Origin of the sequence: Moorena sp. SIO2C4, assembly GCF_010672485.1 — a bacterium.
GTDB classification, from domain to species: Bacteria; Cyanobacteriota; Cyanobacteriia; order Cyanobacteriales; family Coleofasciculaceae; genus Moorena; species Moorena producens.
This window is the reverse complement of record NZ_JAAHGN010000044.1, coordinates 1-16,649: the sequence shown is the minus strand read 5'-3', so window position 1 is coordinate 16,649 and position 16,649 is coordinate 1. Positions and strand designations below refer to the sequence as shown.

At 42.0% G+C, this 16,649-nt stretch carries 6 protein-coding genes; all 6 read left to right on the top strand.

All coding sequences use genetic code 11. From position 1 onward, the window contains the following. Window positions 1–4,888, top strand: a 4,888-nt coding sequence (locus tag F6K20_RS04665) for a type I polyketide synthase (protein WP_287293913.1), incomplete at its 5' end; no start/stop codon positions are given. An 18-nt stretch (window positions 4,889–4,906) separates the two neighbouring features. Further along, window positions 4,907–5,146, top strand: coding sequence for an acyl carrier protein (locus F6K20_RS04660; RefSeq protein WP_008191815.1), 240 nt, complete (start codon window positions 4,907–4,909; stop codon window positions 5,144–5,146). A gap of 51 nt (window positions 5,147–5,197) precedes the next feature. Then, window positions 5,198–6,424 (top strand): beta-ketoacyl synthase N-terminal-like domain-containing protein, encoded by a 1,227-nt coding sequence (locus F6K20_RS04655; protein ID WP_008191812.1) that lies wholly within the window; start codon window positions 5,198–5,200, stop codon window positions 6,422–6,424. Window positions 6,425–6,428: 4 nt separating this feature from the next. After that, complete coding sequence (locus tag F6K20_RS04650) at window positions 6,429–7,688, top strand: hydroxymethylglutaryl-CoA synthase family protein (protein ID WP_008191809.1); 1,260 nt, start codon at window positions 6,429–6,431, stop codon at window positions 7,686–7,688. 256 nt (window positions 7,689–7,944) lie between these two features. Then, window positions 7,945–8,709, top strand: coding sequence for an enoyl-CoA hydratase/isomerase (locus F6K20_RS04645; RefSeq protein ID WP_008191806.1), 765 nt, complete (start codon window positions 7,945–7,947; stop codon window positions 8,707–8,709). Next, window positions 8,697–16,649 (top strand): polyketide synthase (locus F6K20_RS04640; RefSeq protein WP_287293910.1); only part of this gene is annotated, 7,953 nt, incomplete at its 3' end. The genes F6K20_RS04645 and F6K20_RS04640, both read left to right, overlap by 13 nt.

The following is a 16,649-nucleotide window of genomic DNA, read 5'->3' as shown; positions in this document are numbered from 1 at the left end:
GCAAGATTTAAATATCTATTTTGCTACAGGTAGTTCTACTGCTATCGGTGCAGGAAGATTATCCTACTTTTTCCAATTAAATGGACCATCAATTACTGTAGATACTGCTTGTTCTTCATCTCTGAGTGCGGTTCATTTAGCTTGTCAAAGTATACGCAATGGTGAATGTCAATTGGCTTTGGCATCAGGGGTGAATTTGTTGTTGTCTCCAGAGTTGAGTATCAGTTTCTCTCAAGCTGGGATGTTATCACCAGATGGACGCTGTAAGACTTTTGATGCTGCTGCCAATGGGTATGTGCGGAGTGAAGGTTGTGGGGTTGTCGTTCTCAAGTCCTTGAAACAAGCGATCGCAGACAATGATCGAATTTTAGCAGTAGTTAGGGGTACAGCAATTAACCAAGATGGTGCGAGCAATGGCTTGACAGCACCTAACCAATCGGCTCAAGAAGCGGTACTCAAAAGAGCGTTGTCGGTAGCAGGAGTTTCGGCTAACCAGATATCTTATGTGGAAGCTCATGGTACCGGTACTTCTTTGGGAGATCCGGTGGAGATTAAGGCAATAGAAGCAGTGTATGGCAAGGATCGTAGTGCAGATCGACCCTTGATGATTGGTTCAGTCAAAACCAATATTGGTCATACGGAAGCAGCTGCCGGTATTGCAGGATTAATTAAGGTAGTATTATCGCTGCAAAATCAGTATATTCCACCTCACTTGCATTGGAAACAGTTGAATCCCTATATAAGTTTGGCGGGGATTCCTGGGGTGATTCCCACTGAGGGTAAGGTATGGGAACAATATGAGGGAGATGAAACTCGTGTAGCAGCCTTAAGTTCTTTTGGTTTTAGTGGTACTAATTCCCACGCCATTGTTGAGGAAGCACCAGAAGGCAGGAGCCAGGAGCCAGGAGCCAGGAGCCAGGAGCCAGGAGCCAGGAGCCAGGAGCCACCTTACTTATTAACTGTGTCTGCTAAGAAAGAGCAAGCACTTAAAGAGTTAGTCAGTAGTTATCAGCATCATCTCGAAACCAATCCGGAATTAGAGCTAGCAGATGTATGTTACACCGCTAATACTGGAAGAGCTGACTTTAATCATCGCCTAGCAATAATTGCCACTAACCCACAACAATTAACCAACAAACTGCGGCAATACCAAGCAGGGGAAGAAGAGAGTGGGGTATTTTCAGGACAACTATCCCATAGTAGTAGTCCAGCTAAAGTAGCATTTCTGTTTACTGGTCAAGGTTCCCAGTATGTGCAGATGGGAAGGCAACTGTATCAAACTCAGCCTGTTTTCCGTCAAGTTTTAGATCAATGTGATGAACTCCTACGTCCTTATCTGGAGCGTCCGTTATTAGAAGTCCTTTATCCTCAAGATACACCAAACTCAAACTCCTATTTACTAGACCAAACTGCCTATACCCAACCGACATTGTTTGCCCTAGAGTATGCCTTGTGCAAGTTGTGGGAATCTTGGGGTATTAAGCCTCAGGTGGTGATGGGTCACAGTGTGGGAGAATATGTGGCAGCAACTATAGCTGGAGTCTTGAGTTTAGAAGATGGCTTGAAGTTAATCGCCCTGCGGGGGAGGTTAATGCAGCAATTACCTGCTGGTGGAGAGATGGTTTCTGTTATGGCATCAAAGTCTCAGGTAAAAGATGCGATCGCTAATCATACCAAGCAAGTGACAATTGCTGCAATCAACGGGCCCGAAAGTGTGGTGATTTCTGGGGAAGCAGGAGCGATTCAAGCTATTGTTACAAAACTAGAGTCAAAATTGATTAAGACGAAGCAGCTGCAGGTATCCCATGCTTTTCATTCCCCTTTAATGACACCAATGTTGGCAGAGTTTGCCGCAGTAGCCCAGCAAATCACTTACCATCAACCAAGGATACCTGTAATCTCCAACGTCACAGGAACCATAGCAGACAAGAGCATTGCCACAGCTGACTATTGGGTAGAGCATGTAGTCAAACCAGTCAGATTTGTCGCAGGCATCAAGACTTTAGCCGAACAAGATATTCGTATCTTTTTAGAAATTGGTCCTAAACCAGTTCTACTCGTTATGGGAAGGGAATGTCTCATCGGAAGCAAAAAAATCTGGTTGCCAAGTTTACGCCCTGGTAAGCCAGACTGGTTACAAATGCTGCAAAGTTTGGGGCAGTTATATGTACAGGGAGTTAAGGTTGACTGGTTAGGATTTTACCCAGATGATGCTCCCCAAAAGGTAGTTTTACCAACCTATCCCTGGCAACGGAAAAGATATTGGATCAGTGATCTGCAACAGTACAAAAATAAAGGTAAAAACGGAAAAGTAGCACCTCAGGTAGCATCTGACAACAATCAAAGCAAAAACAGCGTAGTCACAAATAACAGTAGTGGGAGCAAGATGCTCCCTGGAATTAAAGAAAGCGAACAACCGCGAATTAAAGAAAGAGAGCAACCGCGAATTAAAGAAAGCGAGCAAGATGCTCGCACTACAATAAATATACAAAAATCGGATGCTCCCGATATAGAGCAACCACAACGGAGATTATCCAACCCAGCGTCACTATCTTTATCCAAAACTACAGTAGCTAAACAACAACCAGCAAAAAGAGAATTGGCTCAATTGAGAGTGCCACTGACTCAGGTAGAACCTGCTCAAATAACTCAGCAATATCTTGAATCAGAAAAGATTACCCAAACCCTGGGTAAAGCACTACATCAAGATATTTTGATTAACCAAAAAACAACTAAGGAACCAAAAACTATGAACCGGGAACAAGTTGAACAACTTAAACAAGAGTATGAAGAGAAGGGATACTGTCAAATCAAAAAAATATTTGACTTTTCTGCGATAAAAACTATCCAAAAAACCTTGGATCAGGCTAAACAGGAAAGCCAGATATCTAAGGAAAAAGTAACTTTGAAATTGGGAGGGATTGATGATATCGATACCAATGATCATGCCTATGACTTGGTGAAATACGATTTTGTTTCTTCCTTTATCCAAGAGAAGCTGGCTCTGCTGAATTACATCACCGGCAAAAACTTGATGATCATGCACAATGCCCTGTTTTCGGTGGAACCAAACCATAAAGGCTTGCCTTGGCATGTAGGAGTCGGTTCGTTTTCCTTTACCAAAACCGAAGACTTTGGTGCTTCCATCTGGATCCCCTTGGATAAAATAACTAAAGAACATCGAGGTGGGATGCAATATGTATCTACCAAGATTTTTCCAGGACAGTTCTATTACAGTGTTTTTGACTTACATTTAAAAAATAATATTAAGTGGGATGAATCCCAAGGAGACTTGAATGAATATGTGGCTAACGCCAACACTATTTATAATAAAATTACCGAAGATGTAATCGATTATACTATTAAAGATGGTTATGAAGAAGACGAGTATAACTTAGGAGATGCCTTTTTCTTCAATAAATACGTCTTACATCAATCAGTTCCCTTAAAACCTGGCTTACATAAGTTACGTCGTGCTTTTGTGATTCGACTGGTAGATTATGACACGCGGGTGGATGAGGAACGGTTGGGTTTATTCTCAAAATACTCTCAACTGCATTCAAGGTACTACAAAACCCTACCTCGTTATAACAAAGATAGTGTACTAGTGATGGTCTCCCGTGCCGTCCAGAAAGGTTTAAAATCTCCCTACTTACGAGACATTCCTCATGTGCAACAAACCTTAGCAGCAAGGATGGCAGCTGGAGCTATCAGTTTTGAGGAAACACCAAGCATCTCTTCGGCTCCTCAAACTCAGCAACCTTTGAAAACCTTACAACCGCTGCGGACACCCCAGGTAAACCAGGTAAACTTATCAGAAATCAAGCAGGTTCTCAAACAGCAGTTAGCCGAAGCACTCTATACAGAAGAGAGTGAAATTGCCGAAGACCAAAAATTTGTTGATTTAGGCTTAGACTCCATCGTTGGGGTAGAATGGACAACTACGATTAATCAGACCTATAACTTAAACCTCAAAGCCACCAAGTTGTATGATTATCCTACTTTATTAGAGTTGTCTGGATATATCGCCCAAATCTTATCAAGTCAGGGTACAAAACCGATAAGCTCCAGTTCTCAAACTCAGCAATCTTTAAAAACTCTACAACCACTGCCGACACCCCAGGTAAACCAGGTAAACCTATCAGAAATCAAGCAGGTTCTCAAACAGCAGTTAGCCGAAGCACTCTATACAGAAGAGAGTGAAATTGCCGAAGACCAGAAATTTGTTGATTTAGGCTTAGACTCCATCGTTGGAGTGGAATGGACAACCACGATTAATCAAACCTACAACTTAAACCTCAAAGCCACCAAGTTGTATGATTATCCTACTTTATTAGAGCTAGCAGCATATATTGCCCAAACCTTGGCAAGTCAGGGTACAAAACCCCAGGTTAGTCAGCAGCCTTTGAAAACCCTACAACCATTGCCTCAACCCCAGGTAAACCTATCAGAAATCAAGCAGGTTCTCAAACAGCAGTTAGCCGAAGCACTCTATACAGAAGAGAGTGAAATTGCCGAAGACCAGAAATTTGTTGATTTAGGATTAGACTCCATCGTTGGGGTGGAATGGACAACCACGATTAATCAAACCTACAACTTAAACCTCAAAGCCACCAAGTTGTATGATTATCCTACTTTATTAGAGCTGGCACCATATATTGCCCAGGAAATTGCTGCTACTGGTGGTAGCAAATTATTCCAAGGTAATGGCAATGGAGGTCATCCCCAAGAATCTTTGCCAAATAACGGTTCACCTGTAAATTCATCAGAGGAGATGGATCCAAAATTGCGCTTACGTGCGATTCTTAATAAAGTAGCTAAGAAGGAGTTGACTATCCAGGAAGCAAACAAACTGGTTCAACAGATTAAAAAACAGGTTACAGTTTAGGAGTAAATTGGAGTTAATATGAGCAAAGAACAAGTACTAAAAATAATAAAAAAATACACTCGTGAAATAGCACCAGAATTAGAAGATTCTCCCCTAGAACCTACTGATAGCTTAAAAAAATTAGGTATCGATTCAGTTAATCGGGCAGAAATTATCATGATGGTGATGGAAGACCTATCCTTGAATATTCCCCGTATTGAACTGGCTGGAGCTAAAAATATTGGAGAACTTGCTGATTTATTTGCAGCAAAATTGTAATATTTGTTGTTGGTTGTTTGTTGTTTAGGGAGCGGGAATTGGTATTAGTGTATGAATGACATCAAGATAACTGGTATGGGCATTGTCACTCCCATTGCCCAAGAAGTTGAATCTTTCCGGGAAGCCCTATTCTCCGGTAAAACTCAATTTGGTTATCTGCAAAGACCAGGAAGGGAAAGCCCTAGTAAAAAATTTATTGGTGCAGAACTACCAGAGCTTGATGTCAGAACCCTATTTCCTCAACATAGGGGATTGTTACGCAGTGCAACCTGGAGTGGACAAGTTGCTATGTTCGCTGTTGCCCAGGCTTGGGAAGATGCTAAACTAACCTCTGCCCCAGTCAAGCCAGAACGTATTGGTCTAGTAATCGGTGGCTCCAATCTGCAACAACGCCATCAGCAACAAACTTGGCAACGTTATCAATCACGTCCAGAATTTATCCGACCAACTTATGGACTGACAGTTTGGGATACAGATATCTTGGGTTTACTTTCCCAGTGCTTTCCAATTCAAGGAGAAGGTTATACCGTAGGTGGAGCATCTGCTAGTGGTGCAGTCGCTATCATTCATGGAGCTCGCCAAATTTTAACGGGGGTGACTGATATTAGTATTGTCGTTGGTAGTCTCTTTGATATCTGTGCCTATGAATGTCAGGGACTAATGAATTTGGGAGCTATGGGTAGCGAACGTTTTGCTGATAGTCCAGAGCTTGCCTGTAGACCATTTGACCATAACCATGACGGTTTTATTTATGGGGAAGGTTGTGGAGTTATAGTCTTAGAAAAAGCTGACAGCGCTCAACAAAGAGGAGTACTTTCTCAAGGAAAACTCCTGGGTTGGGGCTTAAATTTAGCTGGCAATCGTAGCCCTGAACCATCCCAAAAAGCAGAAGCACAAGCCATGAGTGCAGCTTTAGCTATGGCAGACTTAAAACCAGAGCAAATCGATTATGTCAATACTCATGGTACCAGTTCCCCTATTGGTGACAATACGGAAGTATCTGCTCTGAAATCCACAGGAGTTGACCATTGTCTCCTTAATTCAACTAAATCTTTGACTGGTCACTGTTTAACTGCGGCTGGAGCTATCGAAGCGATCGCTACTTTATTACAAATGAACTCTAGTTTTTGTCATCCAACCCACAATTTGGTTGACCCCATTGATGATAACCTAAATTGGGTCAAAGAAACTGCTGTTCAAGGGGAAATTAACTATGCCATCAGCAATAGCTTTGCTTTTGGCGGCATCAATACAGCTCTATTACTGGGCAAGGAGTAAAGCTATGCAACAAGTTGGCATTGAAGCCCTAAGTGTATATGGAGGTGCAGCCCAATTAGAGCTGCGCAAGTTGGCACAAGCGCGTCAGTTGGATATCTCCCGCTTTGACAATCTAATGATGAAAGAGAAAGCGGTTTCTCTGCCCTATGAAGATCCCGTTTCCTATGCGGTTAATGCCGCCAAGCCCATCATCGATCGCTTGAGTGATGCTGACAAGCAGCGCATAGAAATGGTGATTACCTGCAGCGAGTCAGGCATTGACTTTGGCAAATCGATGAGCACCTATATCCAAGAGTATTTGGGCTTAAGTCGTAACTGCCGCATGTTTGAACTCAAGCAAGCTTGCTACTCAGGAACCGCTGGCTTACAGATGGCAATCAACTTGATTTTGTCCCAAACCTTTCCGGGAGCCAAAGCCTTAGTTATCGCCACCGATATCTCTCGGTTTCTGGTTGCCGAGGGAGGAGAAGCAATCAATTACGATTGGTCTTTTGCTGAACCCAGTAGTGGTGCTGGAGCCGTGGCTCTTTTAGTCAGTGATACTCCCCACATTTTTCAAATTGATGTAGGCTGCAACGGTTACTATGGTTATGAAGTCATGGATACCTGTAGACCTAATCCCGATTCAGAAGCAGGAGATGCCGACTTATCCTTGCTTTCTTACCTAGACTGTTGCGAAAATGCCTACCGACATTATCAAAACCGAGTCGAAGGAGTAGACTACCGAGAAAGTTTTGATTATTTGAGTTTTCATACTCCTTTTGGTGGTATGGTTAAAGGCGCTCATAGAAATATGATGCGTAGGTTGAAAAGAGCTAAACCTGCAGAGATTGAAGCGGACTTCCAAAGAAGGGTAATGCCGGGATTAGTCTACTGCCAACAGGTAGGCAATATTATGGGAGCAACTTTGTTTTTATCCTTAGCCAGTACCATCGACAATGGAGACTTCAGTACCCCTCGCAGAATTGGGATGTTTTCCTATGGCTCTGGTTGTTGTTCCGAATTTTATAGTGGGGTTGTGACTCCAGAAGGGAAGCAAATTCAAGCTCAACAAGGTATATCAGCCCAGTTAGCAGACCGCTATTCTTTAAGTATGGAAGAATATGAGCAGTTACTCTATCATAGTAGTGCAGTTGCCTTTGGCACTAGAAATGTCACCTTGGACTATCAACTGTTCCCCGGAGTCTGGAAAAAAATAGCAGGCAAGGGTCGATTAGTCTTAAAAGCAATCAAGGAATTCCACCGAAAATACGAGTGGGTATAGCTCTGGTGCCGCTGCGCGGAATTCAAAATTCAAAATTCTTGCATTCAAAATGTCCATAGAGTAAGGATTATATTGATATCAAACTGACGGGTTATTTACGCCAAGCTGCATCAGTGTGTTATCTGGATGAGCAACAATGAATACTGTGTAACAGAGAACAGGGGATAGGAGCAAAAAAGCTGACAGCTGATAGCTGATAGCTAATAGCTGAAAAAAAAGATGATCCAGGTTGACAAACCATTGAGAACACTATAATATGTATTACAAAACCATAAAAATAAATCATCAACCTGCTGTACAAAGAATTCAGCTCTATCGTCCAGAAGCCAACAATAGCATCAACGATCAGCTGACTCAGGAATTGTTATCAGCCCTACAAGCTGTTGAAGGCGAAGAAACCGTTAAAGTAGTGATTCTTGAAGGACTACCGGATGTCTTTTGTACCGGAATGGATTTTCAAGCAATAGCCAATGGCGAGCTGGTGGATACCAAAATCAGTGCTCACGGCTACTACAACATCCTCAAACAGATGTCCCAAAGTAGCAAGGTGATTTTGTCCCTTGTCCGTGGTAAAGTTCAAGCAGGAGGAGTGGGTTTTGTTGCTGCAAGTGATCTGGTCATTGCTGATGAAACAGTAACCTTTGTGTTATCAGAACTATTATTTGGTTTATTACCCGCTTGCGTTTTGCCCTTTCTGATTCGTCGAGTGGGATTTCAAAAAGCTTACCGCTTATCCCTCACAACTCAACCAATCTCTGGCTCAGAAGCCTATAACTGGGGCTTAGTCGATGAATACGACAGCAACCCTAATAAGTTGATTAGTCAATATATTCGCCGTTTAAGATATTTACCCTTATCTGGGGTTAAGGAATTAAAAGACTATATGAATAAGTTATGGATAATTCAAGCTGAGACTCAGAATCTAGCCGCCAACAAGTCTGCCAGCCTCTTAGGTGACCCAACGATTCAAGCAAAAATCAAACAATTCGCTAAAGAGGGGGTATACCCATGGCAGAACTGAATTTGAATCGGGACTTAGGAACTAGCAACTCTGAGGTGGTACAACTGACGGAGTTGGGCAATGGTGTTGTGCAAATTACGATGAAAGATGAGAGCAGTCGTAATGGCTTTTCTCCAAGCATAGTTGAGGGCTTACGCCACTGTTTTAGTGTAGTTGCGCAAAATCAGCAATATAAAGTAGTCATTTTGACGGGCTATGGTAATTATTTTTCATCAGGGGCTAGCAAAGAATATTTAATTAGAAAGACTAGGGGTGAAGTAGAAGTTCTTGATTTATCAGGGTTGATACTTGATTGCGAAATTCCTATAATTGCAGCAATGCAAGGGCATAGTTTTGGTGGTGGCTTGCTTCTGGGTTTGTATGCAGATTTTGTGGTGTTTAGCCAAGAAAGTGTGTATGCAACTAACTTCATGAAATATGGTTTTACCCCAGTAGGAGCAACATCATTAATCTTGCGGGAAAAGCTAGGATCCGAATTAGCCCAAGAAATGATCTACACTGGCGAAAACTATCGAGGAAAAGAACTAGCTGAACGAGGTATTCCTTTTCCCGTTGTATCGAGGCAGGATGTCCTAAATTATGCCCAACAACTAGGGCAGAAAATAGCCAAGAGCCCTAGATTATCTCTAGTCGCCCTCAAACAACATTTGAGTGCCGACATTAAAGCCAAGTTTCCTGAAGCTATCAAAAAAGAACTAGAAATACACCAGGTAACCTTTAACCAACCAGAAATAGCCAGTCGTATTCAGCAAGAGTTTGGTGAGACAGTAATTCCCAATTTGATCCAAAGCACTGTAGAACAAAAAATACCTAATCCCCAACCAGTTCAGTTAAGGATACCTAGTTATGGCTTGTTAAAGAATCTAACTTGGATGCCTCAAGAACGTCGAAAGCCTAAATCCACTGAAGTCGAAGTTCAAATAAAAGCTGTACCAGTTAATTTTCGAGAAGTACTCAACGTACTGGGTATCTTCCAAGAGTACATCAAAAAAAGATATCGCTCTGGAATTATCAGTGCTGAAAATCTCACCTTTGGTGTTGAAGGTGTGGGTACTGTTGTAGCGGTTGGCTCAGACGTATCCCAATGGAAAGTCGGCGATGAGGTGATATTGGCTTATCCCGGCAATGCTTTCAGTAGCTTTGTTATCTGCTCACCGGATGACTTATTGGCTAAGCCTTCTGATCTGAGTATGGTAGAGGCAGCTACTATTTTTATGTCTTTTTTCACTGCCTATTACGGGTTGCATAATTTGGCCAAAGTTCAGCCAGGAGAGAGAGTATTAATTCATGCAGCTTCGGGAGGTGCAGGACAAGCTGCAGTTCAATTAGCTCAATTTTTTGGCTCAGAAGTATTTGCCACGACTAGTCCCCACAAAATATCTGTTCTTCGAGAACAGGGAATAAAACATGTAATGAATTCTCGAACCACGGAGTTTGCTAGTGAAGTAAGGGAACTCACCCAGGGGAATGGAGTAGATGTAATTTTTAATAGCCTGACTCATGGAGAGTACATCCCCAAAAATATAGATATCCTGGCCCCAGGTGGACGATATATTGAAATTGGTAGGCTCAACATCTGGAGCCATGAGCAAGTTTCTCAAAGACGCCCAGATGTGAAGTATTTTCCCTTTGATATGTCAGATGAATTTGTTAGAGATAAACAATTTCATGCCAAGCTTTGGGACGATTTAGCCTTGCTGTTTGAGTCCGGTAGCCTCAAGCCATTACCTTACAAAGTATTTCCAAGTGAAGATGTGGTGGAAGCTTTCCGTCACCTGCAACATAGCAAGCATATCGGCAAAATAGTGGTAACTATGCCAGAGCTCTATAATGGCGTAAAAAATAGTTCCCAGCAAGCAAATCAAGAGTCAATGAGTCACCAAGAAGAACTACTACATCAATTGCAATCCGGTGATATATCCTTAGAGAATGCAGAGCAACTACTATTGGGGTTGACAGATCAACAGATACTAGCAACAGTGCCTAATAATGGTCAGAATAAATTAATTAATACAGATAAAACAGAGCAAATATTATCTCTACTGAGTTCAGGAGAAATATCCTTAGAAAATGCTCAAAACTTATTAGAAACAGTAGATCTAAATTCCCCAACAAAGAAAAATCTACCCACTGCCGTTCCCAATCAAGGACAGAGCAATCAGGATGAAGCAATACTAAATCAATTACAATCTGGTGAAGTTTCCTTAGAGGATGCAGAGCAACTATTACTAGAAATTCAGCAAAAAGAATCTGTAACTACTAAATCAATTCCAGATCAAAGGATAACAGACGATATAGCGATTATTGGAATATCATGTCGATATCCAGGAGCAAAAAACTGGAAGGAATTTTGGGAAAACTTAAAGCATGGAGTTGATAGTGTAACAGAACCTCCCCCTGGAAGATGGGAAGGACGAAGTTGGTATCATTCAGATCCAGAACATCCAGGTACTGCTTGTTCAAAGTATGCTGCTTTTTTAGATGACATTGACAAATTTGACCCTTTATTCTTTCAAATTTCTCCTGGAGAAGCTGAGTTAATCGAACCTCAACAAAGAATCTTTTTAGAGGAAGCTTACCATGCTATTGAGGATGCTGGATATGCTCCTGATTCTCTCAAGGGGAAACACTGTGGAGTATTTGTTGGGGCAGCAAGCAGTGATTATATCAAGTTTTTGTCCAATTCAGGTTTCGGTCATCATCGACTGGTGCTATCAGGAACTATGCTGTCAGTTCTACCAGCAAGAATAGCCTATTTCCTGGATCTTAAAGGACCAGTGGTAGCTGTTGAGGCTGCCTGTTCTTCATCATTAGTAGCTGTTCATCAAGCTTGCGAAAGTATTAAACGGGGAGAGAGCGAAATAGCGATCGCAGGTGGTATTTCTACCATGCTAACACCAGACTTCCAAGTACTGTCGAGCCAGTTTCAGATGGTATCTCCCGAAGGACGTTGTAAAAGTTTTGATGCTGAAGCATCCGGTATAGTTTGGGGAGAAGGTTGTGGTGCAATTTTATTAAAAAGGTATGAGCAAGCAGTTCAAGATCAAGATCATATCTATGGAATAATTAAGGGTACAGGTACAAATTATGATGGAAGCACAAATGGAATTAGTGCCCCTAGTAGTAAATCTCAAGCACGCTTAGCAGAAAATATTTATCAACAATTTGGAATTAATCCAGAAACTATAAGTTATTTAGAAGCTCACGGTACAGCAACACCTCTTGGAGATCCCATCGAGGTTGAGGCATTTACAGAAGCATTTTCTAAGTGGACAGCTCAAAAACAATTTTGTGCGATCGGTTCAGTAAAGACTAATATTGGTAACGCAGCAACTGCCGCAGGAATGTCTAGTTTAATTAAGACAATTTTATGCCTGAAAAATCAAAAACTGGTTCCTTCTTTGCACTTTAATCAACCCAATCCAAACATTGATTTTGCCAATAGCCCCTTCTACGTCAACACAGAATTTAAAGCTTGGGAAGTGCCAACAGGTATACCAAGGCGAGCAGCCGTGAATTCTTTCGGCTTGAATGGTACAAATGCTCATGTTGTTGTTGAAGAAGCACCAATAGAAGACAACAGGCAAACCTCCCCTGTGTCCCCTCAAGGGGGGAAGGCAACAGGTAACAGCGAAGATTACTTAGAAAATTCAGTTCATCTATTAACTTTGTCAGCCAAAACTGAAACAGCTCTTGGTGAAGTAATTAGTAGCTATCAAAATTATCTCAAAACCAATCCAAACTTAAGGTTAGGCGATGTCTGCTACACTGCTAGCACTGGAAGGACTCACTTCACCCACAGACTAGCAGTTGTCGCCCCTAACCAACAAGAATTAGTCGAAAAACTCCGACAACACCAAGAGGGAAAAAAATTAGCAGGAATCACTTCAGGAGAACTGCTAAACAACACTACAGTAGCCAAAATTGCTTTCCTATTTACAGGTCAAGGTTCCCAATATATCAACATGGGAAAGCAGTTGTATCAACAAGCACCAACTTTCCGTCAAGCGATTAACCAATGCGAGGAGATTCTCAGTAGCGTAGAAACCTTCCAGGAAACGTCATTACGAAACATTCTTTATCCAACAGACAAAAACTCGTCAGGTTCATCCCTACTAGGCCAAACAGCTTATACCCAACCAGCTTTATTCGCTATAGAATATGCTCTATTTAAACTCTGGCAATCCTGGGGAATTGAGCCAGATGTGGTCATGGGTCACAGTGTAGGAGAATATGTAGCAGCAACCGTAGCAGGAGTTTTTAGTTTAGAAGATGGCTTGAAACTAATTGCTGCTAGAGGCTCTTTGATGCAGAAATTACCTGGTGATGGTAAGATGCTCTGGGCTATGGCTCCAGAGTCTAAAGTCCTAGAAACATTGAAAGCAAAAGATCTCAGTGAGAAAGTCGCCATAGCAGCAATCAATGGACCTCAAAGCATAGTAATTTCTGGTGAGGGAAAAGCAGTAGAAGCGATCGCAACTAACCTCGAATCAGCCGGAATCACAACCAAACCACTAAAAGTATCCCACGCCTTCCATTCTCCTCTGATGGAACCGATGCTGGCAGAATTTGAAGCAGCAGCAAAAGAAATAACCTATGAGCAGCCTAGGATACCACTGATATCCAATGTCACTGGCAAACAGGTAACTGAGCAGATTACCACTGCCGAATACTGGGTAAATCATGTGCGCCAACCAGTGCAATTTGCTCAAAGCATGAAAACTTTGTACCAGGAAGGATACGAGTTATTTCTGGAAATAGGACCAAAACCAGTATTACTAAGTATGGGACGTCAATGTTTACCAGAAAAAATCGGTGTCTGGTTGCCCTCATTGCGTCCGGGAGTAGAAGAATGCCAACAGATGCTATCTAGTTTAGGAAAGTTATATGTAGAGGGAGCCAAAGTAGATTGGATAGCATTTGAGCAAAATTATGCTCGTCAGAAGGTGGCATTGCCAACATATCCCTTCCAACGAGAAAGGTATTGGGTTTCTAGCCAAAATGGTTACGAACAAAAATCCTACTGGTTAAAAGGCAAAGAGCAGCACCCATTACTAGGAGAAAAAATTAACCTAGCGGGAATAGAGGATCAACATCGTTTTCAATCATACATAGGAGCAGAATCTCCAGGTTACCTGAATCACCACCAGGTTTTTGGAAAAGTACTATTTCCCAGCACAGGCTACTTAGAAATAGCTGCTTCAGCCGGAAAAAGTCTATTCACAAGCCAAGAGCAAGTAGTCGTTTCTGACGTAGACATACTGCAAAGTTTAGTTATACCAGAAACCGAAATAAAGACCGTACAAACAGTAGTCAGCTTCGCAGAAAACAATAGCTATAAGTTCGAGATTTTCAGCCCCTCAGAAGGTGAAAATCAACAAACACCGCAATGGGTATTGCACGCACAAGGAAAGATATATACTGAGCCAACCAGGAACAGCCAAGCAAAAATCGACCTAGAAAAATACCAAGCTGAGTGTAGTCAAGCAATAGAAATTGAAGAACATTACCGAGAATATCGCTCAAAAGGGATAGACTACGGCAGTAGTTTCCAAGGAATAAAGCAGTTGTGGAAAGGTCAAGGAAAAGCCCTAGGAGAAATGGCCTTCCCTGAAGAATTAACCGCCCAACTAGCAGACTATCAGCTACATCCAGCCCTATTAGATGCAGCCTTCCAAATAGTATCGTATGCCATACCACACACAGAAACAGATAAAATATATCTACCAGTAGGGGTAGAAAAATTCAAACTGTATCGCCAAACAATCAGCCAAGTATGGGCTATAGCAGAAATACGACAAACCAACTTAACGGCAAACATTTTTCTAGTAGACAACCAAGGAACTGTACTAGTAGAACTAGAGGGATTAAGGGTAAAAGTAACAGAACCAGTATTAACTCAAAAGTCTGCCTTTAAAGAACAATTAAAATCAGCATCTGTTTCAGAACGTCAGGAATTACTAACAACTCAAATTAGTTCAGCCATAGTCAATATTTTAGGATTGAGAGATGGACAACAGATAGAAAGACATCAACCATTGTTTGACTTAGGATTAGATTCCCTGATGGCAGTGGAATTGAAAAATCAATTGGAGTCTAACTTAGGTACAAGCTTCAGTTCAACACTGTTATTTGATTATCCAACGGTAGAATCTTTGGTAGAGTATTTAGCTAACAATGTCATCCCCATAGATTCCTTTTCCGAGCTTCCTACCCTGATTCCTCATCCAGAGCAAAGGTATCAACCATTTCCGTTAAATGACATTCAACAAGCTTATTGGATAGGTCGCAATCAAATTTTTGACCTAGGTAATATTGCTACCCACATTTACATAGAAGTAGATTGTGAAAACTTAAATTTAGAAAGCTTACACCAAGCTTGGAGGCGATTAATTGACCACCATGATATGCTGCGGATGGTAGTTTTAGCTGACGGTAACCAGCAAATACTTGAGCAGGTGCCTCCCTATGAAATTGAAATTTTAAATTTGTCTGAGGAATCTCCTGAAACGATTGCTTCAGAGCTAGAGCAGATTCGCAATCAGATGTCCCATGAGGTTTTACCAACTAACCAGTGGCCTTTATTTCATCTACGGGCTACCCGTTTAAATGAACAATGTTTCCGCTTGCACGCCAGCATCGATATGTTAATATTTGATGCCTGGAGTACTTATGTTCTATTTAAGCAGTGGTCAGAACTGTACAATAATCCACAGAGTTCACTGCCTGCAACGGAAATCTCCTTCCGAGACTATGTGCTCGCGGAATTGGAACTCAAAGATAGTCCCCAGTATCTCAGTTCTCAGCAATATTGGTTCAACCGCTTAGATAACCTACCTCCAGCTCCAGAAATTCCCCAAGCGAAAGTAACTTCTGCAATTACTGATCCTCAGTTCAATACTCACACAGCTCAACTGTCTCAGAGTGATTGGCAACAGTTAAAAAACAAGGCGAGCAAAGCAAATTTAACCCCATCAGGGGTATTGTTAAGTGCTTTTGCCTCTGTCTTGAATTACTGGAGCAAAAGTTCAAAGTTTACCCTCAATCTGACTTTATTTAACCGTTTGCCCTTACACCCTCAAGTCAATGAGCTCATAGGCGACTTCACCTCTGTAATCTTACTAGAGGTAGATAACTCACAAGCAGTTCCATTCATTAGTCGTGCTCAAAAACTGCAAAGACAGCTGTGGGAAGATTTAGAGCATCGTTATATCAGTGGAGTAGAAGTGCAGCGAGAGCTCTATCGTCGAGGGCGTAGTCAACCAATGGGGGTAGTCTTTACTAGCACTTTGGGCTTAAAGTCTCTGGCTGATGAAGAGGTGGGGCGAGGATTCGGTTTGGAGCACTTTGGAGAGGTTGTGTATAGTGCAGCTCAAACGCCTCAAGTGTTGCTCGACCATATCGTAACCGAGGAGAAAGGAGCACTGGCATTTAGTTGGCATACAGTGGAAGGGCTATTCCCTGAAGGTCTCATCGAGCAAATGTTTGAGGCTTATTGTGATTTGCTTCAACAGCTAGCCACCTCTGACGAACCTTGGATGGAGACTTACCACCAACTATTACCAACAGCTCAACTAGCACTCCAAGCACAAGTGAATCAGACGACTCAATCTTGGTCTGAAGATATCTTGCATAGTTTGTTTGTTAAGCAAGTACAAGTTCAAAGTGAAGCGACAGCTGTTATTAGTCCCCAAAAAAGCCTAACTTATGGGGAACTCTATCAAAGGTCTCATCAATTGGGACATGGATTGCGGAAATTAGGAGTCAAACCGAATCAGCTGGTAGCCGTAGTCATGGAGAAAGGTTGGGAACAGGTAGTAGCAGTGTTAGGCATCTTGATGTCTGGTGGAGCTTACCTACCGATAGATCCTGGGCTACCCCAAGAAAGACAGTGGTATCTACTCGAGCAAGCACAAGTCACACAAGTATTGACTCAAACA

Coding starts and splice junctions, on each gene's coding strand:
- F6K20_RS04660 (WP_008191815.1), top strand. CDS start 4,907: ATGAGCAAAGAACAAGTACTAAAAATAATAAAAAAATACACTCGTGAA.
- F6K20_RS04655 (WP_008191812.1), top strand. CDS start 5,198: ATGAATGACATCAAGATAACTGGTATGGGCATTGTCACTCCCATTGCC.
- F6K20_RS04650 (WP_008191809.1), top strand. CDS start 6,429: ATGCAACAAGTTGGCATTGAAGCCCTAAGTGTATATGGAGGTGCAGCC.
- F6K20_RS04645 (WP_008191806.1), top strand. CDS start 7,945: ATGTATTACAAAACCATAAAAATAAATCATCAACCTGCTGTACAAAGA.